This is a genomic window from Serpentinicella alkaliphila, from assembly GCF_018141405.1.
Lineage (GTDB): Bacteria > Bacillota > Clostridia > Peptostreptococcales > Natronincolaceae > Serpentinicella > Serpentinicella alkaliphila.
This window is the reverse complement of the sequence record NZ_CP058648.1, coordinates 399934-423292: the sequence shown is the minus strand read 5'-3', so window position 1 is coordinate 423292 and position 23359 is coordinate 399934. Positions and strand designations below refer to the sequence as shown.

The window sequence follows — 23359 nt, the reverse complement described above, 5'->3', positions numbered from 1 at the left end:
TAACCCAGGTATATTATTACAGTTGGCTGTTGGAATTACAGTAGTTTCAAGTAAATTAAATTTTAAAAAAATTATGGTTAAATCCATTAAATAAACTTTCAACTTAAATATTCGTAAAATATTAAAATTATAAGGTAATAATATTGACATTAGATTGCAAATTAGATACTATTAAATTTAAAGGAACAATATATGTTAAGACATCCAAAATCTATGGATGTCTTTGTTTTTAAATTATTTTTTTGTTATAATTATATTATGGTTGTCAAGAATAGGAATTGAGTGATTATTCTTACATAATATACAAAATCAAAAGTAAAATTAAATAGAGGAGGACCATTTACATGAGTTCAGAAATTATTAAAAAAGAAGATAATAAAATAACGTTAAAAATTGTTGTAGATGCTGCTAAATTTGAGGAAGCAACTAATATAGCATACAACAAAATGAAAGCAAGATTCAACATGCCAGGTTTTAGAAAAGGCAAAGCACCAAAAAAGATTATTGAAGCTAGTTATGGGGTAGAAATATTCTATGAAGAAGCTATTAATATTTGTTTCCCAGATGCATATGAAGCTGCTCTAGCTGAACATAGTATTGAACCAATTGATCATCCACATATAGATATCGTAGATGAAATTGAAAAAGGCAAAGATGTTGTTTTTACAGCAGAAGTAGAAATAATGCCGGAATTTACTATAGAAAACTATAAAGGTATAGAAGTAGAGAAAAAAGAGTATAATGTACAGGAAGAGGATGTACAAAATGAGTTAGATATGCTTGTACAAAATAGTGCAAGAATGGTTTCTGTTGAAGATAGACCGGTTAAAAATGGTGATATGGTTATCATTGATTTTAAAGGTATGGTTGATGATGTACAATTCCCAGGTGGAACAGCGGAAAAACAAACTTTAACTATTGGTTCAGGTCATTTCATTCCAGGATTTGAAGAACAGTTAATTGGTGCAAACATTGGTGATGATGTTGTAGTTAATGTAACTTTCCCAGAAAAATATCATTCTGAAGATTTAGCAGGAAAAGATGCAGTATTCCATGTTAAAATACATGAAATAAAAGAAAAAGAGCTACCTACAGTTGATGATGAGTTTGCTAAAGACGTTTCTGATTTTGACACAATAGAGGAATTAAAAGCAGATATTAAGAATAAACTTGTAGAGGCTGCGGAAAATAAAGAGAAACAAGAATTTGAAAATGCAGTTATAAACGCAATCGCTAGCAAAGTTGAACTTAACGTACCAAATGCTGCAATTGAAAAACAAATCGATCAAATGATTAGAGAGTTCGCGTTTTCTTTAAGTTATCAAGGAATGAAACTAGAAACATATTATCAAATTACTGGAACTAACGAAGAAGATTTAAGAAGTCAAATGAGAGAAGATGCAGCAAATAGAGTAAAAAATGACCTAGTTGTAGATAAAATAAGTAAATTAGAAAATATCGAAGTAACAGAAGAAGATTTAAATGCAGAATTTGAAAAAATGGCAACACTATATAAGCAAGAAGTAGAAGCATTAAAATCACGATTAAAAGAACAAGATATCAACAATATAAGAGATAATTTAGTAATGAAGAAAACTGTTGATTTCTTAGTAGATAATGCTAAAGTGATTTAATAAACGTATTGGGAGGAGATAGTATGGCTTTAGTGCCAATTGTTGTTGAACAAACGAATCGTGGTGAGAGATCCTATGATATTTTCTCAAGGCTTCTAAAGGATCGTATTATTCTATTAAATGATGAAGTAAATGATACAACAGCTGGGCTTATTGTTGCCCAACTATTATTTCTAGAAGCTGAGGATCCAGATAAGGATATTCAACTGTATATAAATAGTCCTGGGGGATCTATCACAGCAGGTATGGCTATATACGATACTATGAATTATATCAAGCCTAATGTCTCGACTATTTGTATAGGTATGGCAGCAAGTATGGGTGCATTTTTATTAGCAGCTGGGGAAAAAGGCAAAAGATATGCATTACCAAATGCTGAAATTATGATACATCAACCTTTAGGCGGAACTAGGGGTCAAGCTGAAGATATTCGTATTCATGCTGAACGAATTCTAAAAATGAGAGATAAGTTAAATGAAATATTAACTGAAAGAACTGGGCAGCCTTTAGAAAGAGTAAAGAGAGATACTGATAGAGATTTCTTTATGGAAGCTCAAGAAGCTAAGGAATATGGAATTATTGACGAAGTGATTACCGCGAGAAAATAGATTGTATTGCATTGAAAGAGGTGTATAAATGTCTAGATATGAAGATAAAAAACAATTGAAGTGCTCTTTTTGCGGTAAGTCCCAGGATCAGGTAAGACGTCTAATTGCCGGTCCCAATGTATACATTTGTGATGAATGTATTGAATTGTGTCAAGAAATAATTCAAGAGGAATTCGACGAAAACGTAGATATCGATCTGATGGATTTACCTAAACCTAAAGAGATTAAAGATATTTTAGATCAATATATTATTGGTCAAGATCAAGCTAAAAAAGCTTTAGCTGTTGCTGTATATAATCACTATAAAAGAATTAACTATGAAGGTAAGGACGATGTTGAGCTACAAAAAAGTAATATAGTAATGATTGGACCTACTGGTTCAGGAAAAACATTACTAGCTCAAACATTAGCTAAACTTCTTAATGTACCCTTTGCAATTGCAGATGCAACTTCTTTAACAGAAGCTGGATATGTTGGGGAAGATGTTGAAAATATCTTGTTAAAGCTAATTCAATCTGCTGATTATGATATAGAAAAGGCCGAAAAGGGAATTATCTATATTGACGAGGTAGATAAAATTGCTAAAAAATCAGAGAATCCTTCAATTACTCGAGATGTTAGTGGTGAAGGGGTTCAACAGGCTCTACTTAAAATTCTAGAAGGTACTGTTGCAAGTGTTCCACCTCAGGGTGGAAGAAAACATCCACATCAGGAGTTCATTCAAATAGATACTACTAATGTTTTATTTATTTGTGGTGGGGCATTTGATGGGATTGATAAAATAATTCAAAAAAGAACTGGCCAAACATCAATGGGATTTGGTGCAGAAATTAAAAGTAAGCAAAATCTAGACATTGGTGAACTTCTTAAAAAGCTTCAATCTGAGGATTTATTAAAGTATGGATTAATTCCTGAGTTTGTTGGAAGATTACCAGTAATAGTAACATTAGATGCATTAGATGAAGAAGCGTTAATTAAAATATTGACGGAACCTAAAAATGCTCTTACAAAACAATATCAAAAGTTATTTGAAATTGATGATGTAAAAGTAGAATTTGAAGGGGATGCTTTAGAATTAGTAGCAAAAAAAGCTATTGAAAGAAAAGCAGGAGCCCGTGGATTAAGAGGTATTCTAGAAAATATAATGATGGACATTATGTATGATGTTCCTTCAAGAGAAGATATTGAGAAGGTAGTCATTACAAAGGACACTGTAGAAAATGGTGTTCAACCTACAATTATACTTAAGAAGGCTTCATCTAAAAGAAAGAAAACAACAAAAGACGAAGAAGAATCAGCATCATAAAAATACTAAGTGCCTTTGATTAATATCTCAGGCACTTTTATTTAATTCAGGAGGGGATTTAAATGGACAAACTAGAGAAAAAGGTTCTATTTGATAGACTTAAAAATGAAGTAACAAGTTTATTCGAAAAAGAAAGTAATATGGATAACATATATAAGGGCATAGTGCATATATTAGACACAAATATTCCGTATTTTAATTGGACAGGCTTTTATATGATAGAAAACGGCAAACTAAAATTAGGGCACTACATAGGCGCCCCGACTGATCATGTAAGTATAGAAATTGGTCAAGGAATTTGTGGACAGGCAGCAGAAAAAAAAGAAACCTTTATTATAGATGATGTAACTAAAGAGAGTAATTATTTAGCTTGTAGCTTTGAAACTGCTTCGGAAATTGTTGTTCCAATAATGAAAGGTTCTGAAGTATTGGGAGAAATAGATATTGATAGTCATGAACTTGCAGCCTTTGATGACAACGATAAGGAATTATTAGAACTAATTGCAGAAATGATAGCTAAAAGATTATAAGGGTCCAGATTTGGACCCTTATAATCTTTAGCCTTATCTATTAATTTCAAATATTTCTTCCTTTGAATATAGCATTTTTATGTATTGAACTCGTTCAAATGCCCATGGATCCTTCATATTCTTTTTACTCAATTTCCCTTTGAAACTTTTAATAGAATTGTAATTCTTACTTTTCATCCAATTCTCTATGCCTTTAATAATAGTATTTAAGTACTCAATCTTATTTTTATATAATGTACTAACTATCTGAACAGATGCGGCTCCAGTCAATAGCATTTTCACTACATCCTCTGATGTCATGATTCCAGTGCTACTACTAATATCTGTTTTTAATTGATCACTTAAAAGAGCTGTCCATATTAGTGGCAGACGATTATCAGATTCATTAGATAAAGTAAAACTTTTTACCTCCACTTCGTTTTCTACATCTATATCAGGTTGGAATAAACGATTAAATAATACTACACCGTCCACCTTTGCATCATCTAATCTTTTTAAGAAATCTGTAATATTTGTATAGTAAGGACTTAGCTTTACAGAAACAGGGATCTTAACAGACTCTTTAACCTTTTTTAAGATTTGTACTTGTTTTTCTTCAATATCTTCTCCAGTTAATTGAGCATCCTTTGGAATATTGTAAAAATTTAGTTCTAAACCATCAACCCCTGTTTCTTCTAGAGCCTTTGCATAATCTATCCAAGTATGCTCATCTATAGCGTTTATGCTAGCAATAACTGGGATATCTACCGTCTGTTTAACTTGCTTTACCCAGTATAAATGTTCCTTTGCACCAGCATGTCTAATATTAGGGTAATGATTAAGCATTTCTGCGTGTAGATCATTATATCTATTTAAATATTCATCGAACTTTAAATTTTCCAATTGTATTTCTTCTTGAAACAATGATTTAATTACAATTGCAGCTGCACCGTTTACTTCTAATTCTTTTATTGATTCTAAATCACTTGTTAATCCACTGGCCCCTACAATAATCGGATTTTTAAGAGTTAAACCCATATAATTTGTTTGTAAATTCATTTTATCATCCTCCTAGAAAAATTAGTAATTTGCTATTATTTCTTTTTTACCTAATTTTATAAGAGGCTAAACATAGTTAAATAAAATTTTAATTAAGATGAATAAAGAAGAGTGGGGTATTTAAAACACTACAATCACTTATGGTTATAAGAATATAGTGGATTATTTATTTAATCAAAAAAATGGTGCTGGTTTTATTCCACCAACACCATTTATAATGTGTATTTTAACTATATTGAGTAAAAAAGAATTCCTAGGAAACCAGAAAAAATAATTGCACCAATTGGGTGTAGTTTGAATTTATACAGTGCTATTAAAACAATTACTGCTATTGCAAGACTTTTTAAATCTATTATAGAAGTATTAAATAAGGAAACACATGCGGCACCGATTAAACCTATTACCGACGGACGGATACCCTTAAATATACCTTCTATTATAGGTATATCTTTATGTTTAGTAATTAGTTTTGCTAGTGAAGTTACTAAGAAAAAAGAAACGATTACAACACTGGTAGTAGCTATAACTGCCCCTAAAATACCAAACTGAGTATATCCTACAAAAGTGGCAACATTAACAGAAATGGGTCCTGGAGACATTTGTGATATGGCTACAATGTCGATGAACTCACTTTCTGTAAGCCATTGATTTAAATTTACAACTTCTTCTTGTATTACTGGCAACATTGCATATCCGCCACCGAAACTAAATGCACCTATTTTCAAAAAAGAGATAATTATTCTAAATATGACCATTGGTATTCTCCTTATTTCTACTGTATAAGTATCCTATTGTTCCACAAATAATAATAACGAATATGGGATGAATTTTTAAAAGAATTATTCCAACTAATGCAATAACCATTATTAATACGTTAAATTTTGTTTTTTCAATAGGCTTAGATAATTTAACAGCAGATAAAAAAATTAAAGATACAATCCCTGGACGAACACCCATAAAGAACTGTTGAATAGCCTCTATATCCTTTATTCTATTATAAAACATTGCTAAGAGAATAATGGAAAGTAGAGAGGGTAGAACAGTTCCTACAAGTGCAACTAATGAACCTTTTCTACCTTTTAATTTATAGCCCACATAGACTGAGGTATTAACAGCTATTGGGCCAGGTAAGCTTTGGGCTAGAGCTGCTATATCTAAAAAATCAATTTCATCCAACAGTTTTTCTCTATCTACAAACTCTCTTTGCATAATAGCTAGCATTGCATAGCCACCACCAAAGGTAAATGCTCCTATTCTAAAAAAAATAAAAAAAAGCCTGAAATACTCCTGCATATCAAAAAACCTCCTATGAAATTATTCAGTTATGCCAATATTATTATTATAACATATTAGAAATAATGACAATTCCTATTATTTCATATAATAACAATCTTTTTTTAGTCGGATAAATCATTATTGGGTGCAAATAATAATTTTATCAGATGAAAAATCTATTACAGCTAAGTTAAACGGAGAGGAGATAGGAGATTGCCAAACATAATATTTTTAATTCAATTTTTCTTTGCTGTTGTTATAGGTCTCTATTTTTTAAGTTTACTTAAAACTCAACAGGGAAGTAAATTGGCTATAGAAAAGGAATCTAGAAAGGAAGTAGAGAGACTAAAACAACTAAGGGAAAATGCATTAACTGTGCCATTATCTGAACATACAAGACCAAGTACTTTTGATGATATTATTGGTCAACAAGATGGATTAAAGGCTTTAAAAGCAGCTTTATGTAGTCCTAATCCCCAACATGTAATAATCTATGGTCCACCAGGAGTTGGTAAGACGGCTGCAGCAAGAGTAATTCTTGAAGAAGCAAAAAAAAGTATCCATTCACCCTTTGACCACAAGTCAAAATTTATAGAAATGGATGCTACTACATTAAGATTTGATGATAGAGGGATTGCTGATCCATTGATGGGATCGGTTCATGACCCAATTTATCAAGGAGCAGGACCTTTAGGACAGGCAGGAATTCCTCAACCTAAGCCAGGGGCTGTAACAAAGGCACATGGTGGAATACTTTTTTTAGATGAAATTGGAGAGCTTCACTCAGTACAAATGAATAAACTCTTAAAAGTATTAGAGGATAGAAAGGTATTTTTAGAGAGTGCCTACTATAATTCTGAGGATTCCAACATACCTAGACATATACATGATATATTTCAAAATGGCCTACCAGCAGACTTTAGACTTGTTGGGGCTACAACAAAAGGCCCTGAAGATTTACCACCGGCCTTAAGATCTAGGTGCGTTGAAATTTATTTTAGACCCCTTTTGCCAAAGGAGGTTGGTATAATAGCAAAAAATGCCTGTGAGAGAAGTGGATTTGAAATAGATGCGAGGTCTATTGAAGAGATTAAAAAGTATGCAACAAATGGGAGAGAAGCGGTAAATATCATACAAATAACAGCTGGATTGGCCTTAACTCAAGGCCGAAAAACTATTGAAATTGAAGACGTAGAGTGGGTTATAGAAAGCGGACACTATAGTCCTAGGCCAGATAAAAAGATTGGACAGGAGCCCGCTATTGGATGTGTAAATGGACTAGCTGTTTATGGTGCGAATTTAGGCATGTTAATTGATATTGAGGTTACTGCAATTAAAATACCGAAGAAGCGAAAAGGAAGAGTAATAGTAACTGGTATTATTCAATCTGAGGAAACGAATACTCCTGGTCGAACTTTAAAAAGAAAGAGCACGGCTTCGGACTCAGTAGATAATGTATTAACCGTAATAAAAAAAATATATAGTTTAGATCCTAAGGACTATGAAATACATCTAAACTTTCCAGGTGGAATTCCGATTGATGGGCCATCAGCAGGTATAACAATGGTTACGGCTATATATTCCGCTTTAACTAACCAGCTTGTTGATAACGAAATTGCTATGACAGGTGAAGTTTCTATAAGAGGAAATGTAAAACCAGTTGGAGGTATATCAGCTAAAATAAATGCTGCAAAACAAGCAGGATGTAAAAAAGTATTAATACCTAAAGATAATTATCAAGATAGATTTAAGCTTCTAGATATAGAAGTTATACCTGTAAGTACTATCGAAGAGGTTATTAACTTAGCTATTTGTAAAGAAAAGGGAAGTAGCAAGCATAAACAAAATCCAGAAATTATTGATTTAGTCGCTGCATTAGGTAGGGATGATAGAAAAAATAGTATATAGATAGTAAAAAATACGGCTTGTACTTAAAAAAAATATAAGTATAAGTCGTTATTTTCATCCTATTATGATAAAATGTTTAAATCTAACTAAATTTTCCGAGTTAGCTGTGGTATAAAGTATAAATTAAGGGTAAAATATTGAAAAGAAACACAAGTAAAGGTATAATGTATTCGGCTAACTGTATTTAAATACATATGAGGAGTGAGTAAGATGGAAGAGAATCGTAAAAATAATAGAGTACGTTCAATTCCCTTAATTCCGTTAAGGGGTTTGACAATCTTTCCATATATGGTGTTACATTTTGATGTTGGGAGAGAAAGGTCAATAAATGCATTAGAAGAAGCTATGGTAAATGATCAATTAATTTTTTTAGTATCACAAAAAGATATAGAAATAAATTCTCCTAAGCCTCAGGACTTTTATCAAGTTGGTACAATTTCAAAGATTAAACAAATGCTAAAACTACCAGGGGATACTATAAGGGTTTTAGTTGAAGGTATATCTAGAGCTAAAATAACAAATATCGTTCAGGAAACACCTTATATTATGGTAGATATAGAGGAACAGGATTATACTCAAGAGACAGAAATGAGTCATGAAATTGAAGCCCTTATGAGAGGTGTACTTGAAAGTTTTGAAGACTACATAGACGTAAGCAATAGAATTTCCCCTGATGTCCTCATAGCAATGAATGAAATTGAAGTTCCGGGAAGATTAGCAGATACTATTGCATCAAATCTTGTTTTGAAACCAACACAGAAGCAAGATATATTAGAGGCTTTTAAAGTAGCTGATAGATTAGAGTTGATTTACAAATTTATTCTGGAAGAAATTCAAATTCTAGAAATCGAGAAAAATATCAATAATAGAGTGAAAAAACAGATTAATAAAGTTCAAAAAGAATACTACTTAAGGGAACAATTAAAGGCAATTCAAAAAGAATTAGGTGAAGATGAAGGTTTAGTTGAAGAGGTTGATAAGTATAAAAATGAATTAAAGAAATTAAAATTACCTAAGGACATACACGAGAAAATAAATAGAGAAGTTGAAAGACTACTAAAACTTTCTCCGTCCTCAGCAGAACTAGGAGTACTTAGAAATTATATAGATTGGATTTTTAATTTACCTTGGAATAAGGATACGAAAGATAGACTGGATTTGAAGCTTTCAGCTGAAATTTTAGATGAGGACCACTATGGGTTAGAAAAAGTTAAGGAAAGAATATTAGAATATCTAGCTATCCGTCAATTGGCTAAATCTATGAAGGGACCTATATTATGTTTAGTAGGGCCACCTGGAGTAGGAAAAACTTCAATCGCAAAGTCTATAGCTAGATCCCTAAATAGAAAATTTGTAAGAATGTCTTTAGGTGGGGTAAGAGATGAAGCTGAAATAAGAGGACATAGAAGAACCTATGTAGGAGCTTTACCTGGGAGAATTATTTCATCTATGAGACAAGTAGGATCTAAAAATCCAGTGTTTCTATTAGATGAAATAGATAAGCTAGCAAGCGACTTTAGAGGTGACCCAGCAGCAGCTTTATTAGAAGTTTTAGACCCTGAACAAAATAGCGACTTTACGGATCATTTTTTAGAGGTTCCATTCAATCTATCTAAAGTTATGTTTATAACTACAGCAAATTCTTTAGATACTATACCTAGACCTCTATTAGACCGTATGGAAGTCATACGTATACCAGGATATACAGAGGAAGAGAAATTAAAGATTGCTGAAAGATATCTATTCCCTAAGCAAATTAAAGATCATGGATTAGCTGAAGAACAAGTACAAATCTCTGAAAAGGCTACTCGAGACATTATAAACTATTATACAAGAGAAGCAGGGGTTAGAAATCTTGAGAGACAAATAGCAAATGTTTGCCGAAAAATTGCTAAGAGAGTTGTAGAGGAAAAAGTAAAGACTGTTAGGGTAATGCCAAATAATTTAGATAAGTATTTAGGAAAACCAGTATTTGCATATGAAATGATAAATCAAAAAGATGAAGTTGGAGTTGTTAGAGGCCTAGCTTGGACAGCAGTTGGAGGAGATACTTTATCTATCGAGGTTACACCTATGAAAGGCAAAGGAAAGCTATCCTTAACTGGACATTTGGGTGATATTATGAAGGAATCCGCCCAAGCAGCAATTAGCTATATAAGATCTCGAGCAGAAGAACTAAAAATTGACCCTGAATTCCATGAGAATATAGATTTACACATCCACGTTCCAGAGGGTGCAACACCAAAGGATGGTCCTTCTGCTGGTATAACTATGGCAACGGCTGTAATATCTGCATTAACAAACACACCAGCCAGAAAAGATGTAGCTATGACAGGAGAAATTACACTGAGAGGTAGAGTATTAGCTATTGGTGGAGTTAAAGAGAAAGTTTTGGCAGCTAATAGAGCAGGTATTAAGAAGGTTCTACTACCAATGGAGAATAAGAAAGATATAGATGATATACCTGAGAATGTAAAGAAAAAGATTGAAATGGTGTTTGTTGATCATATGGATCAAGTATTAGAGCACGCATTAATAAGGGGAGAAAATAATGAAGGTTAAAACGTCAGATATAGCAATAACAGCTGTTATGCCATCTCAGTATCCTGCAGATGATTTACCTGAGATAGCGATGATTGGTAGATCTAATGTAGGGAAGTCATCAACAATAAATACTATTTTAAATAGGAAAAATCTAGCCAGAGTTAGTGCAAATCCTGGTAAAACAAGAACAATAAACTTTTATATAATTAATAAAGAATTTTATCTAGTGGATTTACCGGGTTATGGTTACGCGAAGGTTGCAAGGTCTGATAGGGCAGCCTGGGGAAAAATGATAGAAACATATCTTTCTACTCGCAATGCACTTCAAGAGGTATTGTTACTAGTGGATATTAGACATACCCCATCAGAAGATGATGTGCTTATGTATAATTGGCTTAGACAATATGGATATGGTAGTATTGTAATCGCTACAAAGTCAGATAAAATATCAAAGAACCAACAGCAAAAGAGTATGAAAGTTATTAGGGAAACATTAGGAATGCCTACTAATGCCCAAATTGTACCTATATCTTCATTAAAAAAACTTGGAATTGATAAACTGTGGGGGGCTCTTGAAAGTCTATTCATAGAAAATCAATTAAACATAACAATTGAAGAACAGGGAGAAATATAAAAAAGAGTGGAAGATGACTATCTTCCACTCTTTGTCGTAATAGCTTGATTTTTTAAATTATTAGCTATTGAAATAAATAACTCCCTATTTTTTAAATAGTGTAATATATTGTTCCAATCTAACTCTGATATTAACATACCTGAAAGAATTAGTGCACTACCCAAAATGCCTCCAGAAGGTAGCATCTCGCCGGCTATTAAGAAGGCAAAGAAAGCAGAAAAAACTGGTTCGGCACTTAAAATTAGAGCTGTATGAGTGGCTGTTGTATACTTTTGCATAGTAGTTTGTATTAAAAAGGCAATTGTAGTAGCTAGAACTGCTAATATTACAATATTTATCCAAATATTTATGCCCGTTGGAATTGTGGGTTTTTCAAGCACAAAACTAAATAATAGACTTAAAATACCAACAACGAATATTTGAATTACAGCCAAATTTATTGAGTCACATTTCACCGTAAATTTACTAATTGAAATAATGTGTAAGGCAAATGCTAAAGCACAAATTAATGTGTAAAGGTCTCCTATATTAAGACTAATATTTGAATCTAAGGTTAAGAAGCCTAAACCAATAATTGCAAAGATTACTCCAATTATAGCAGGTTTAGTAGGTTTTGATTTTAGAAGAAATGCAGAAAAAACTGGTACGATAACCACACTAAACCCAGTAATAAATCCAGATTTTGATGCAGTTGTGTAATTTAATCCCACAGTTTGAAATGCATATCCGGCAAACAAAACTAAACCTGTTAATATACCGTATTTAATAGTGGGCGCATCAACCGATATAAGTTTTTTTCTAAATATTATTATGGATATGAAACTAGATATAATAAAGCGAATAGCTAAAAAATTATATGTGGGTAGGTGATTCAATGAATTTTTAGTTAATATAAATGATGAACCCCAAATTATTGTAATAAATAAGAGTGATAAATTAGCTTTCAGTTGTTTAGTCATGCAATGCCTCCTAACAGATTAAAAAATACAAAGCTTTTTAAGTACTGATACATTAAACCATATTCAGTATATTCTATACAAAAATAATAATATTGTAAATATTATTAAAAAATAAAACAAAGAAAATCCAAAAAAATAAAAAAGAAGAGAACATTCTCTTCCTTTCTAATTATTGAACTGGCTCAAACATATCCTTTGTAACTCCACATACTGGACAAACCCAATCATCTGGAATATCTTCAAATTTAGTTCCTGGTTGAATACCTGAGTCTGGATCACCTACTGCTGGATCATAGATGTATCCACATGGTGTACATTCATATTTCATATTGATTGCTCCCTTCTGTCTATAGATATATTTATTATATTTATTTACATGTGTAAGTATACCCAGGATTATTAGGTTAAAACAAAAAATGCATTATTGTAAATAACATACTAAAGATAATTTAATGCATTAATCGACAAAACTTTATTTTTTATCTAAAAACATGCCAAATAGGACAAAAAAATGACCACTTATGCACAACATATTGAAAAAAATGTAATAGATGTTATATTTAAATAAAAAACAGGGGGATTAAAATGATTGAATTTATCGTTAATGAAACTTTAAAAAAATTTAATGATAATCAAATTATAGATAATGACAATGAAGATATATACCGATATGGGCTACAGTTGTTAGTAGCAACTATAGTAAAGGGGATAGTAATACTCCTCATAGCTTTTATTCTAAAAGTAGTCCCAGAGACCATATTGTTTTTAAGTGTTTTTGCATCATTAAGAGTTAACGCTGGTGGGGTTCATGCAGATAACTACTTTACTTGTTTATTAGTTACAATAGTTTTTAATTTTGGATCTATATATTTGGCACCGCTGCTGACTAACGGGTTTATTCTTTTTGCCATATTATATATTTGCGGAATTCTTATATATATTTATGCACCAGTAGACACACCGAATAAACCTTTGAATAAAGATGAAATTATTATATATACAAAAAGAAGCAGAATGGTATTTATAATTTTACTCATTTTAATTACAACAGCCTTTTTTGCGAACCCAAGTTTAAATAAATACTGCAGCATTGCAATACTCGCTATATTAAGTGAAACATTTAGCATAACTCCCTTTGCAACAAACTTATATAAATGGGTTACAAAAACTAATATAAAGGAGGTGGAGTTAAATGAAAAATAAGAAATACTTATTAGGAAGTTTCGCCGCTTTAGCTTTAGTTGTAGCAAATTTAGGAGCGGGTATCAACTGTTGGGGATTCTATCATCAACCAAAGTTCCCAGAAAAATTAAGAAAATTTTAGTAGTAATCATTCAATAATAAAAGAAGTGGATTTTATTTAAATCTACTTCTTTTATTATTTTTATCTTTAATTGATGTTGGTCAGTAGTATTGGCTTATTTTTTAAAAAGACTTGAATACAAATGCAAAAAAGATTATTATTAAGATAAAATGTATAAATATAACATAAGGTGTAAAATATGTATAAATTGCTTTTCGAAGTACTTCAAGGACTATTGCTAATGGAGTGATTAGAATGTATCTTACTATAGCTATATGTGATGATGATCATGTACAAGTAGATTTAATTTACAAGTATATATTAAAGAGTCCAATTAAAAGATATGATAAAGAAATAATTAAGACATATGAAGGCGAAAAACTTTTAGAAATAATAAGGTGTAAGAAAATTGATATTATTTTTCTAGATATAGAAATGAAGGGTATGAATGGCATTGAAGTTGCTAGAGAGATTAGAAAAATAAATGATGAGATAGTTATTATATTTTTAACAGGCTATAAAGGGTATGCTTTGGACGCATTTTCAGTCAAGTCTCTAGACTATGTAATAAAACCTATATATGAGGATGAGTTTAATATTACGCTGGATAAGGCTTTAAGAAGAGTAGATGAAAGTAGGGCATACAAAGGTAAAAATGACTATTTTGTTGTTAGAAATAAAGATGAAATTATTCGTCTAAAATACGATGAAATTTTTTTCTTTGAAAAACAGCAAAGGAAGATAAAGATTTATTCTCATAAAGGAAATTTTATGTTTAATGGAACAATTCGAGATTTAGAATGTCAGTTAGAGGATGTGTGTTTTTTACAATGTCATCAAGGTTATTTGGTAAACATGAATAAACTTTTTTTGTTTAGAAAAGATGAGATTTTTTTTAGAGATATTGAAAAGACTGTCCCAGTAAGTAGAAGATATAAAAAGAGTGTAGTAATGCAACTTGAAAAGCAATTAATCTAAGGGGTGGTTCAGTGCCTAATTCTATCTTTTTTTCACTTTTAATAAGTATTATTGATGTAGCATTAATTTTCTACTTTCTAGTTATAATCTTTAATGTTAGAATAAACAAACTATTAAGTGCAGTATACATTGTATTACTTCAAGCTGTATTTAATACAGCTGTGAACGTTTTTTTAGGATATGCCAACTTTTTAGGGTTTGTTATCATGTACGTAACAGCAGGAATCATTTTTTATTTGTATTTTAAAAAAAACATATTAAAACTATACTTTTTTATTATTGTTGGATTAATGTTAAACTTTGTTATGGAGATAATTTCCATAGGATTAATTGTAGCAATATTTAGAATATCACCGAGTATATTAACAGAGTCAAATGTATATAGAATTATAGGCATAGTAATATCCAAATCATTATTTTTAATAGTAGTAAAATATCTTATTAGCAAATTAGATATTTTGCGACATGTAGAAAAAAAACAATTTTACCTATTTTTATCTCTATTATTTTTTAATATTTTAATAATATTTGTGGCTTTCTCTGTTTTAGTCAAGACTGGTTCGTTTAGTTTTACTTCTTTCATTAAGTTTACAGGAGTAATTATTGGGGTGATAGTATTTAGTGCATTGGTCTTTTGGAGTATAAGAAAAATCCTTATCCAATCACAAAAAGAAATGCTTTGGGAAATGAAAGAAAAGGAATATAAAAATCAGTTAGTTTACACTAAAAGTATAGAAGAGATGTTCGACACAATGAAGGCTCAAAAACATGATTTTAATAATTATATTAGTACAATTTACGGACTTATCTATTTAGATAAAATAGCTGAAGCTAAGGAATATTTAAAATCCTTAGCTGAGCGTGTTTCATGGAATAGTAGAATAATTGATATAAATCACCCTATTATAGCCGCCCTTATAAATGTGAAAATGGAAAGGGCATTACGTGATAATATAGATATGGAAATAGATGTAAACATACCTAAAGAACTACCCTACGATTTAATTGATTTAACTGTAGTATTAGGAAATTTATTAGATAATGCTATTGAAGCCTGTTTGAAAAAAGAAGAAAACGAAAGATATATTTTTGCAAATATCTATATAAAGGAAACAAATTTTATTATAAAAATAGTTAATAGTAAACTGGCAGATGTATTTGTTTGTAATGAGAATAAGGAAAGATATACTACTAAAGAAGATTCAACTAATCATGGTTATGGTTTGTTCAATATTAAGCAGGTCGTAAAGAAATATGAAGGTTCAATAAAAATTCAAGATTTAGAAAATGAATTTAGCGTTAAAATTGCATTGCCTATACAATATAATTATGAATATACACCGATTAAGGCTAATTAAAATTAAATTGACATAAAAACTGATTTTATATATAATATAACAAATATAATTTGATAATTGATAAATGCTTTGACGGAGAATATTAAAAAAGTGATGTTTTACAGAGAGTAGGATATTGGTGAAAGTCCTATAAACTTAACTTTTTGAACCCACTCTTGAGCATATGATGATATAAGTCATTACGAGGGTAATCACGTTACGATTACATAGAGTGAGCTATTTTAGCTACTCAGGGTGGTACCGCGGGTAATATAACTCTCGTCCCTGTTTTTTCAGGGATGAGAGTTTTTTGTGTCTTTAAAACAAATAATAAATTGGAAAAAGGAGTGAAGAAAATGTCACAGTTAATAGAGACCTGTAAGAAATTAAAAAAAGCAACTCAAGTTTTAGTTATTGCAGATACTAGGGAAAAAAATAAAGCATTAGCACAAGTAGCTTTAAGTTTACAAAAAAATACTGAATTTATTTTACAAGAGAATAAAAAAGATATAGAAAATGCTCGAGCAACGGGGATGAAAGAAAGTCTAATTGACAGGCTGAGTCTAGACAAAAAAAGAATAGAAGATATGATTGAAGGGATTAATACAATAATTGATCTTAAGGATCCAGTTTGGAAAAGTAACGATGTTTGGACTTTAGAGAACGGATTAACTATTAGCAAAATGACAGTACCAATTGGGGTAATTGGTATAATTTACGAATCAAGACCTAATGTAACTATAGATGCATTTGCATTAACTTTAAAAAGTGGAAACTGTATTTTACTTAGAGGAAGTTCAACAGCGATTCATTCAAATAGAGCTTTAGTAATGGCTGTTAAGGAAGGCTTAAGAAATAGCTCAATTACAGAAGATGTAATAGGATTTATTGATGATGTAGATAGAGCTGTGGTTAAAGAAATGTTAATATTAAATCAATATATCGATTTAATAATTCCTAGAGGTGGAGATGAGCTTATCCAGTTTGTAGTTAAACATGCAACAGTTCCTACAATCGAAACAGGGGTTGGGAATTGCCATGTATTCGTTGACGAATCTGGAGATATTGGGAAGGCATTAAATATTATAGAAAATGCTAAAACTCAAAGGGCAGGAGTATGCAATGCCTGTGAAACAATTTTAATTCACAAAAATATTGCTAATGAGATATTGCCAAAACTTAATAATAGAATTGCAGATAGGGTGGAACTAAGGGGTTGTGAGAAAAGTCGATCCATAGTGAATATGAATGAGGCTACAGAAGAGGATTGGTCTATAGAATATTTAGATTTTATAGTTGCTGTAAGAATTGTAGATAGTATCGATGAGGCGATCGAGCATGTAAATAAATATGGTACTAAGCATTCGGAAGCAATTGTTACAGAGAATTTAAATAATGCAAATAGATTTCTAAGAGAGGTTGATGCGGCGGCAGTATATGTGAATGCATCTACTAGATTTACAGATGGATCTCAATTCGGTTTTGGTGCAGAAATGGGAATAAGCACACAAAAAATGCATGCAAGAGGGCCTATGGGATTAAACGAATTGGTTACTGTTAAGTATACTATTATGGGTAATGGACAAATAAGAGAATAGAGGTTGAGTATGATAGCAGAGTTATTAAAGAAGAGCAGAAAAATTGTAATAAAAATAGGTAGCAATACTTTATCTAACGATGATGGTACAATAAATAAAGAGTTTTTAGATAGATTAAGTTCACAAGTTAATGATCTTATGAAGCTTGGTAAGCAAATCGTAATAGTTTCTTCTGGTGCTAGAATAGCAGGGGTATCAACTATTGGCCGTTGGCTAAGAAAAGAAGATATTCATTATAAGCAGGCTTTATGTGCAATTGGGCAGGTAGAGCTTATGGACGCCTATAGAAGAGAATTTGAAAAGCATGATATCCATATAGGGCAATTACTTTTAACAAGAGATGATTTTTCTTATGGGAGTAGAACATTAAATATTAGAAACACTTTATTTACTTTAGTGGATGAAGGAGTTATTCCAATAATTAACGAAAACGACACCGTGTGCGTTGAGGAAATAAAAATTGGAGATAATGACACATTAGCGGCATTAACTGCAAATTTATGGAATGCTGATTTACTTATTTTATTTAGTGATATAGATGGAGTATATAATAAAAATCCAAAGGTTTATGCAGACGCAAAGTTTTTGGAGATAGTAACTGATCCAGTAGAGTTACTAAAGAATATTGAAATTGGTGAGACAAATGGTTTTGGAACAGGCGGTATTGCCACTAAAATCGAAGCAGCAAAAACCGTAAATAGCTATGGTATACCGATGATCTTAGCGAATGGTAAAAAAGAAAATATTTTAGCAAATTTAATAAATGGTAATGAGAGAGCAACTGTTTTCCTACCAAAGGAATAAAAATAGCGGAGATATTGATGATCTCCGCTATATTACTATAGTTTATATTCTGTTAACTCCTCACAATAACTACATTTATATTTTCTTCTTGAATTTTTTGCTAAAGTAAACTCTGGTTCAACGTAAGTATCTATTGATGTAATACATCTAGGATTTTTACACTGAAATAGGCCCTTTACTTTTTGTGGGAGTTCAACTTTCTTTTTCTCTACTATTTGATCTTTTTCAATGATATTAATAGTAATGTTTGGATCAATAAGACCTAATATTCTAAGGTCAAGGTCGATAAAGTCTTGGATTTTTATAATATCTTTTTTTCCTAGTTCTTTGCTTTGTACATTCATTAATAGAACTACAGGGGTATTCAATTTGTCTAAACTAAGCTTTTGAAAAATCTTAAGCCCTTTTCCAGATGAAATGTGGTCTATAACAATACCTCTTTCTATACTAGTAACCTTTAACATTACTAAATCACCCCCAAAACTAATGCCATAAGTGCCATTCTAGCGTAGACCCCTAATTTTGCTTGCTCGAAATATTTAGCCCTAGGATCACTATCTACATCATAATTAATTTCATTAACTCGAGGAAGGGGATGTAATATTAATAAATCCTCTTTTGCATTTTTTAATTTATCCTTACACAATACATAGCTATCCTTTAGTTTAACGTATTCTTCTTCATTAAAGAATCTTTCCTTTTGGATTCTAGTCATATATAAGATGTCAACTTCATTAATATGATCTTCAAGTGATTGAGTTTCTATAATTTCAACATTGGTGTTTGAAATAATTTCATCTCTAAGATGAGAAGGTATTTTAAGCTGCTCAGGAGATATAAGAACAAAGCTTATATGTGGAAAACGACTTAAAGTTTTAAGCAATGAGTGCACAGTTCTTCCAAATAATAGGTCCCCACAGAATGCAACCTTAAGATTGGATATTTTTCCTCTATAATGCTGTATAGTAACTAAGTCAGTCAATGTTTGAGTTGGATGCTGATGACCACCATCTCCCCCATTAATTACAGGGACTGAGGAAAACTCAGAAGCCAGTTTAGGGGCACCCTCTCTAGGATGTCTCATAACTAATACATCAGCATACCCATCTAGTACTCTAATTGTATCTGCAATAGTTTCGCCCTTGCTAACAGAGCTAGTGTTTGAATCAGAAAAACCAAGCACACTACCACCCATTCTAAGCATTGCGGATTCAAAGCTTAAACGAGTTCGTGTACTTGGTTCGTAAAATAATGTACCCAAAATTTTTCCCCTGCAGATATCTGAGTAATTAGAAGGATTGTTATAGATATCTAACCCTAAGTCTATAACTTTTTGTAATTCTTCAATAGTAAAATCATTAGGGTCAATAAGATGTCTTCCTGTTAAGTTCATAAAAAAACCTCCCTATTTAGTATTGGGAGCGTACACTCCCTTATTAGCCTCTCTGGACTAATTTAAAGGTAAATTTAAAGAATTACATAGGTAATCGATTAAATTTATTAAAATATATCATCTTAATTTATAAAAGTCAATATAGTTAGATAACAAGTTATGAATGATACTTTTAATGTGGTAAATTTTAATATAATATATACTTAAGGGGCATAATGAAATAAGTCAGGGATAGTGCGGATAATTACTTAATTTAAATTATTATATTAGTTTAAGAGGTGCATAATATGTATTTGGAATTATTAGAACAATTATATAGTTTTTTGATTAATGAAATCCATATGCCTAAATTTTCTAATTTAATTGAAAAAAATAATTTGGTTCCAAAATCAAATATAGATTATTTAGATAAAATCCGAGGTGCATTTGTAGGACTTGCCCTAGGAGATGCCTTTGGTAATTTTATAGAAGGTCAAAATAGTAGTGAAATTGACTACGTATTAAACTTGTTTAAAAGTGATAAACATTCAATTTCTCTAGACGTTTCAGATGATACAGAAATGACTATTTTGTTTTCAGAGTCTTTAATCATTAATCAAGGATTTAACCCTGAGGATATAGCTAACCGCTTTATAAGGCAGCCTATAACTAGAACAGGAAAAACTATAAATGAATTCATTATTAATTACAGGGACCGTAAATTAGAGTGGTATAAGAGTGGAGTTGAATCGGCCGGTAATGGGGCTGCAATGAGATGTGCACCAGTGTCCTTTCTCAATTATGGCGACTACAATTCACTTAAGCTTATGGCAGGTATTCAGAGTACTATTACGCATGTAGACCAAATGGCTATTGCATCAAGTATTGCCCTAAGCTATTCTATTGCCTATTTAATGAATTTAGAACCGTTCTCTATAAAAGAAAGTGAACAGATTAATGACTTAATTAGTGCTGTCGGTGATAGTATTAAGGGCATCGAAACCTCAGTATATAGGTCAAGGACAGAGGATGAAATAGAGAATCTCTATACTAGAATTAATATTGTTCTACCAAAGATAATTAAACAGCAGGAAGATATGGATAAAGTGAAAATGAAATGGGGGAGTAGTGCTTATGTCTTAGAGTCGCTTCCTTATGCACTATATGCTTTTTTAAAGCAGCCTAATGATTTTGAACAGATATTAAATAATTGTATAGGTGCAGATGATACAGATACGGTTACTAGTATGGCACTTACTTTAGCTGGAGCCTATATTGGCTTTAAAAATATTCATAAAGTGTATGTAAAGAAACTAAGAAATCTTGAAGAAATCCTGACACTTTCGGATAGATTATTTGAGTTATCTATAAAGAATAAACTAAACAATCCATATAGAAGAATGCGAGATCAAATAAGGACTAATAATGATTCTCCAGAAAACCTCCAAGATGAATTAGATCAATTAATATGGATGGCAATAAAACATACTAAGCAGGAACAGTTTGAATTAGCAGTAAAATATTTTGAATTATTAATAGAAAAAAATCCTGAATTTAAGAAGAATGAAAAGTTAAAAACTAATATTATAGAAGCCTATGAAGGGTTAGGTAACAGATTTTTAGAAAAAGGACAATTTGAAGAGGCGTTGAAATACTTTAAAAAGGCGTTAGAGCACGATTTAAATCACCCTAGTATTTTATGTAATCTAGCAATTACATATTTAAACTTGGATGACTTAAATAAAGCAGAGAGATATTCCAGGAGAGCCGTTGAGTTGGCTCCTGACTTTAAGATCGGTAAAGAAGTCTTAAATGCGGTTAAAAGTTTAAATAAGGAAAAATAGAACTAACTAAATACTGAAAATAAAAAGTAGGATCTTCACTGAAAAGTGAGGATTTTGTTTTTTACATATAAATAGCACTTTTAGGAAAATACTATAATTGTTTACTTACAAAATTAGGGGTGCGTCTTGTGATTCAAGTATTTATAATTTTAACTTTTATAGTTTTTCTAGTCGTTTTTTTCTTTAATCTGTTCAATGTTATTCCACAAATAGTTTTTATAGGTTTTTATCCATATGCTCTATTTATAACAGTTTTTTTGGGCATTTTACTTTTCTCTGCTAGCTATATACAAAGTAGATTTTGGCTAATCACAATTAAGGCTATGATTTCTATTGTATTAGTCATAAGTTTATTTACATTAATTTTAATAGTAATAAATGCTAGACACTTAAATGGATATAAGAAAAAGTATAGTGAGTATATTAGGACTGTAAATGAATTTACTAAAGTAGAGGGAGTAGATAAGTTTTATAAGGAGGATTTTAATAGATCAATAGCAACTTTGATTGAGAAAAGCACTGGCATGTCACCAACCTTTAAAAATAACGGAATTTTAATAAGTGATAATGAACACTATTTTGACGAAATAATTGAGGCCATAAGTAAAGCGGAAAAGCATGTTCACGTTTTGTTTTATATTATGAGGGACGATAATATAGGTCAGAAACTAAAAACTGTTTTAATAGATAGAGCAAAGCAGGGGGTAGAAGTAAGAGTTATTTATGATGCCCTAGGAAGCTTTAAATTAAGCCGTAAATATATAAATGAATTAAAAGAAGTAGGGGTAGAAATAGTTCCATACAATACTGTATTTAAGTCATTGGTCACTGGTAAGTTAAATCATCGTACTCATAGAAAGATGATTATCGTTGATGGAGTAGTAGCCTTTACAGGCGGTGTAAATATTGGAGATGAGTATTTAAATCGAGATAAAAATATAGGAATATGGCAGGATATTATTGTGGAAATGGAAGGGGATTCAGTTAATTATCTTCAAAAGATATTTTTAGCAGACTGGTATTATGTAACGGACAAAAAAATTACTGATATTTATTACTATGGAAAGACTAGTGTGGAGAATTACTTACCTGTACAAATGGTAGCTGGAGGATTTGATACAGGGTGGCATGAAATACATCAAATGTACTTTACACTAATAAATTCAGCTAGGGGGAGGTTATATATTGCAACACCATATTTTGTATTAAATGATGCTATGTTAGAATCCCTTCAAACTGCAGCATTAAGAGGTGTTGATGTAAAGATTGTAATACCCGAAAAAACTGAATCCTTTTTAATAGATTGGCTAAATGAGTCATTCTTTAAGGAGATATTAAGATCTGGGGTTGAAGTATATAAGTATAAAAATGGATTCATGCATGCTAAATCAATGATAGTCGACAACAGAGTAGTATCCGTAGGTTCTGCAAATCTAAATATGAGAGGCTACTACTTAGACTATGAGATGAATGTACTACTTTATGATGAACAGTTATGTTTGAGGATGGAACAAATTTTTAATAAATATATGAAAATGAGCGAAAAACAGAAATATAAGGATTATGAGAAGCTCTCATTAATGCGTTCAGTGAGATATATTATTGGTCGATTAATATTACCAATATCTTGAAGTATATGTATAAAACAAAAAGGCAATAATATACAAATGCTGAAGGGAGGATTTAT

At 31.1% G+C, this 23359-nt stretch carries 22 protein-coding genes and 1 other annotated feature; of the genes, 15 read left to right on the top strand and 7 right to left on the bottom strand.

Going from position 1 to position 23359, the window contains the following annotated elements; translation table 11 throughout:
* Positions 1-344 precede the first annotated feature (344 nt).
* From tig to HZR23_RS02225, 4 genes are all read left to right on the top strand, one after another.
* Positions 345-1634: a trigger factor gene (gene tig, locus HZR23_RS02240; protein WP_132847934.1), complete on the top strand. Its 1290-nt coding sequence runs from the start codon at positions 345-347 to the stop codon at positions 1632-1634.
* Positions 1635-1657: 23 nt separating this feature from the next.
* Entirely contained in the window at positions 1658-2242 is a 585-nt protein-coding gene (gene clpP / locus HZR23_RS02235) for an ATP-dependent Clp endopeptidase proteolytic subunit ClpP (RefSeq protein WP_132847933.1), read from the top strand.
* A 28-nt stretch (positions 2243-2270) separates the two neighbouring features.
* Complete coding sequence (clpX, locus tag HZR23_RS02230) at positions 2271-3548, top strand: ATP-dependent Clp protease ATP-binding subunit ClpX (protein WP_132847932.1); 1278 nt, start codon at positions 2271-2273, stop codon at positions 3546-3548.
* Between the two features lie 62 nt (positions 3549-3610).
* Positions 3611-4078: a GAF domain-containing protein gene (locus tag HZR23_RS02225; RefSeq protein WP_132847931.1), complete on the top strand. Its 468-nt coding sequence runs from the start codon at positions 3611-3613 to the stop codon at positions 4076-4078.
* Positions 4079-4111: 33 nt separating this feature from the next.
* Here HZR23_RS02225 and HZR23_RS02220 read toward each other — a convergent pair whose 3' ends face one another.
* From HZR23_RS02220 to HZR23_RS02210, 3 genes are all read right to left on the bottom strand, one after another.
* Positions 4112-5116, bottom strand: coding sequence for a dihydroorotate dehydrogenase-like protein (locus HZR23_RS02220; protein ID WP_132847930.1), 1005 nt, complete (start codon positions 5114-5116; stop codon positions 4112-4114).
* 230 nt (positions 5117-5346) lie between these two features.
* Positions 5347-5871, bottom strand: a complete 525-nt coding sequence (locus tag HZR23_RS02215) for a chromate transporter (RefSeq protein WP_132847929.1) — start codon at positions 5869-5871, stop codon at positions 5347-5349.
* Positions 5858-6409 carry a chromate transporter gene (locus HZR23_RS02210; RefSeq protein WP_132847928.1) on the bottom strand — a complete coding sequence of 184 codons (552 nt, stop codon included), beginning with the start codon at positions 6407-6409 and terminating at the stop codon, positions 5858-5860. The genes HZR23_RS02215 and HZR23_RS02210 overlap by 14 nt, the downstream gene beginning before the upstream one ends.
* Positions 6410-6604: 195 nt before the next feature.
* Here HZR23_RS02210 and lonB point away from each other — a divergent pair, with 195 nt between their 5' ends.
* The 3 genes from lonB to yihA all read left to right on the top strand — a co-directional run bounded on the left by lonB (position 6605) and on the right by yihA (position 11477).
* The gene (lonB, locus tag HZR23_RS02205; protein ID WP_132847927.1) at positions 6605-8299 is read left to right on the top strand and encodes an ATP-dependent protease LonB; all 1695 of its coding nucleotides are present in this window, start codon (positions 6605-6607) and stop codon (positions 8297-8299) included.
* A gap of 210 nt (positions 8300-8509) precedes the next feature.
* Complete coding sequence (lon, locus tag HZR23_RS02200; RefSeq protein ID WP_132847926.1) at positions 8510-10861, top strand: endopeptidase La; 2352 nt, start codon at positions 8510-8512, stop codon at positions 10859-10861.
* Complete coding sequence (gene yihA, locus HZR23_RS02195) at positions 10851-11477, top strand: ribosome biogenesis GTP-binding protein YihA/YsxC (RefSeq protein ID WP_132847925.1); 627 nt, start codon at positions 10851-10853, stop codon at positions 11475-11477. Before lon ends, yihA begins: the two co-directional genes overlap by 11 nt.
* Positions 11478-11494: 17 nt before the next feature.
* On the opposite strand, the gene HZR23_RS02190 is transcribed toward yihA, so the two are convergent.
* Positions 11495-12436, bottom strand: coding sequence for a DMT family transporter (locus tag HZR23_RS02190; protein ID WP_132847924.1), 942 nt, complete (start codon positions 12434-12436; stop codon positions 11495-11497).
* 169 nt (positions 12437-12605) lie between these two features.
* A complete protein-coding gene (rd, locus tag HZR23_RS02185; RefSeq protein WP_132847923.1) occupies positions 12606-12764 on the bottom strand; it encodes a rubredoxin in 159 nt (52 codons plus the stop codon).
* 257 nt (positions 12765-13021) lie between these two features.
* Between rd and HZR23_RS02180 the strand changes: the two genes are divergently transcribed.
* The 6 genes from HZR23_RS02180 to proB all read left to right on the top strand — a co-directional run bounded on the left by HZR23_RS02180 (position 13022) and on the right by proB (position 18456).
* A complete protein-coding gene (locus HZR23_RS02180; protein ID WP_132847922.1) occupies positions 13022-13639 on the top strand; it encodes an accessory gene regulator ArgB-like protein in 618 nt (205 codons plus the stop codon).
* A complete protein-coding gene (locus HZR23_RS02175) occupies positions 13629-13760 on the top strand; it encodes a cyclic lactone autoinducer peptide (protein WP_132847921.1) in 132 nt (43 codons plus the stop codon). The genes HZR23_RS02180 and HZR23_RS02175 overlap by 11 nt, the downstream gene beginning before the upstream one ends.
* Before the next feature lie 234 nt (positions 13761-13994).
* Positions 13995-14717, top strand: a complete 723-nt coding sequence (locus HZR23_RS02170) for a LytR/AlgR family response regulator transcription factor (RefSeq protein ID WP_132847920.1) — start codon at positions 13995-13997, stop codon at positions 14715-14717.
* 11 nt (positions 14718-14728) lie between these two features.
* Positions 14729-16075: a sensor histidine kinase gene (locus tag HZR23_RS02165; protein WP_132847919.1), complete on the top strand. Its 1347-nt coding sequence runs from the start codon at positions 14729-14731 to the stop codon at positions 16073-16075.
* 60 nt (positions 16076-16135) lie between these two features.
* Positions 16136-16344 (top strand) — a binding site (T-box leader).
* A 66-nt stretch (positions 16345-16410) separates the two neighbouring features.
* Entirely contained in the window at positions 16411-17652 is a 1242-nt protein-coding gene (locus HZR23_RS02160; protein ID WP_132847918.1) for a glutamate-5-semialdehyde dehydrogenase, read from the top strand.
* Positions 17653-17661: 9 nt separating this feature from the next.
* Positions 17662-18456 carry a glutamate 5-kinase gene (proB, locus tag HZR23_RS02155; protein WP_132847917.1) on the top strand — a complete coding sequence of 265 codons (795 nt, stop codon included), beginning with the start codon at positions 17662-17664 and terminating at the stop codon, positions 18454-18456.
* A 35-nt stretch (positions 18457-18491) separates the two neighbouring features.
* Here proB and HZR23_RS02150 read toward each other — a convergent pair whose 3' ends face one another.
* Positions 18492-18920, bottom strand: coding sequence for an aspartate carbamoyltransferase regulatory subunit (locus HZR23_RS02150; protein ID WP_132847916.1), 429 nt, complete (start codon positions 18918-18920; stop codon positions 18492-18494).
* Positions 18921-18922: 2 nt separating this feature from the next.
* Complete coding sequence (pyrB, locus tag HZR23_RS02145; RefSeq protein ID WP_132847915.1) at positions 18923-19849, bottom strand: aspartate carbamoyltransferase; 927 nt, start codon at positions 19847-19849, stop codon at positions 18923-18925.
* A 287-nt stretch (positions 19850-20136) separates the two neighbouring features.
* Between pyrB and HZR23_RS02140 the strand changes: the two genes are divergently transcribed.
* Together HZR23_RS02140 and cls are read left to right on the top strand one after the other, a co-directional pair.
* Positions 20137-21672: an ADP-ribosylglycohydrolase family protein gene (locus HZR23_RS02140; protein ID WP_132847914.1), complete on the top strand. Its 1536-nt coding sequence runs from the start codon at positions 20137-20139 to the stop codon at positions 21670-21672.
* Between the two features lie 128 nt (positions 21673-21800).
* Positions 21801-23303: a cardiolipin synthase gene (cls, locus tag HZR23_RS02135; protein WP_165913636.1), complete on the top strand. Its 1503-nt coding sequence runs from the start codon at positions 21801-21803 to the stop codon at positions 23301-23303.
* Positions 23304-23359: the final 56 nt, after the last annotated feature.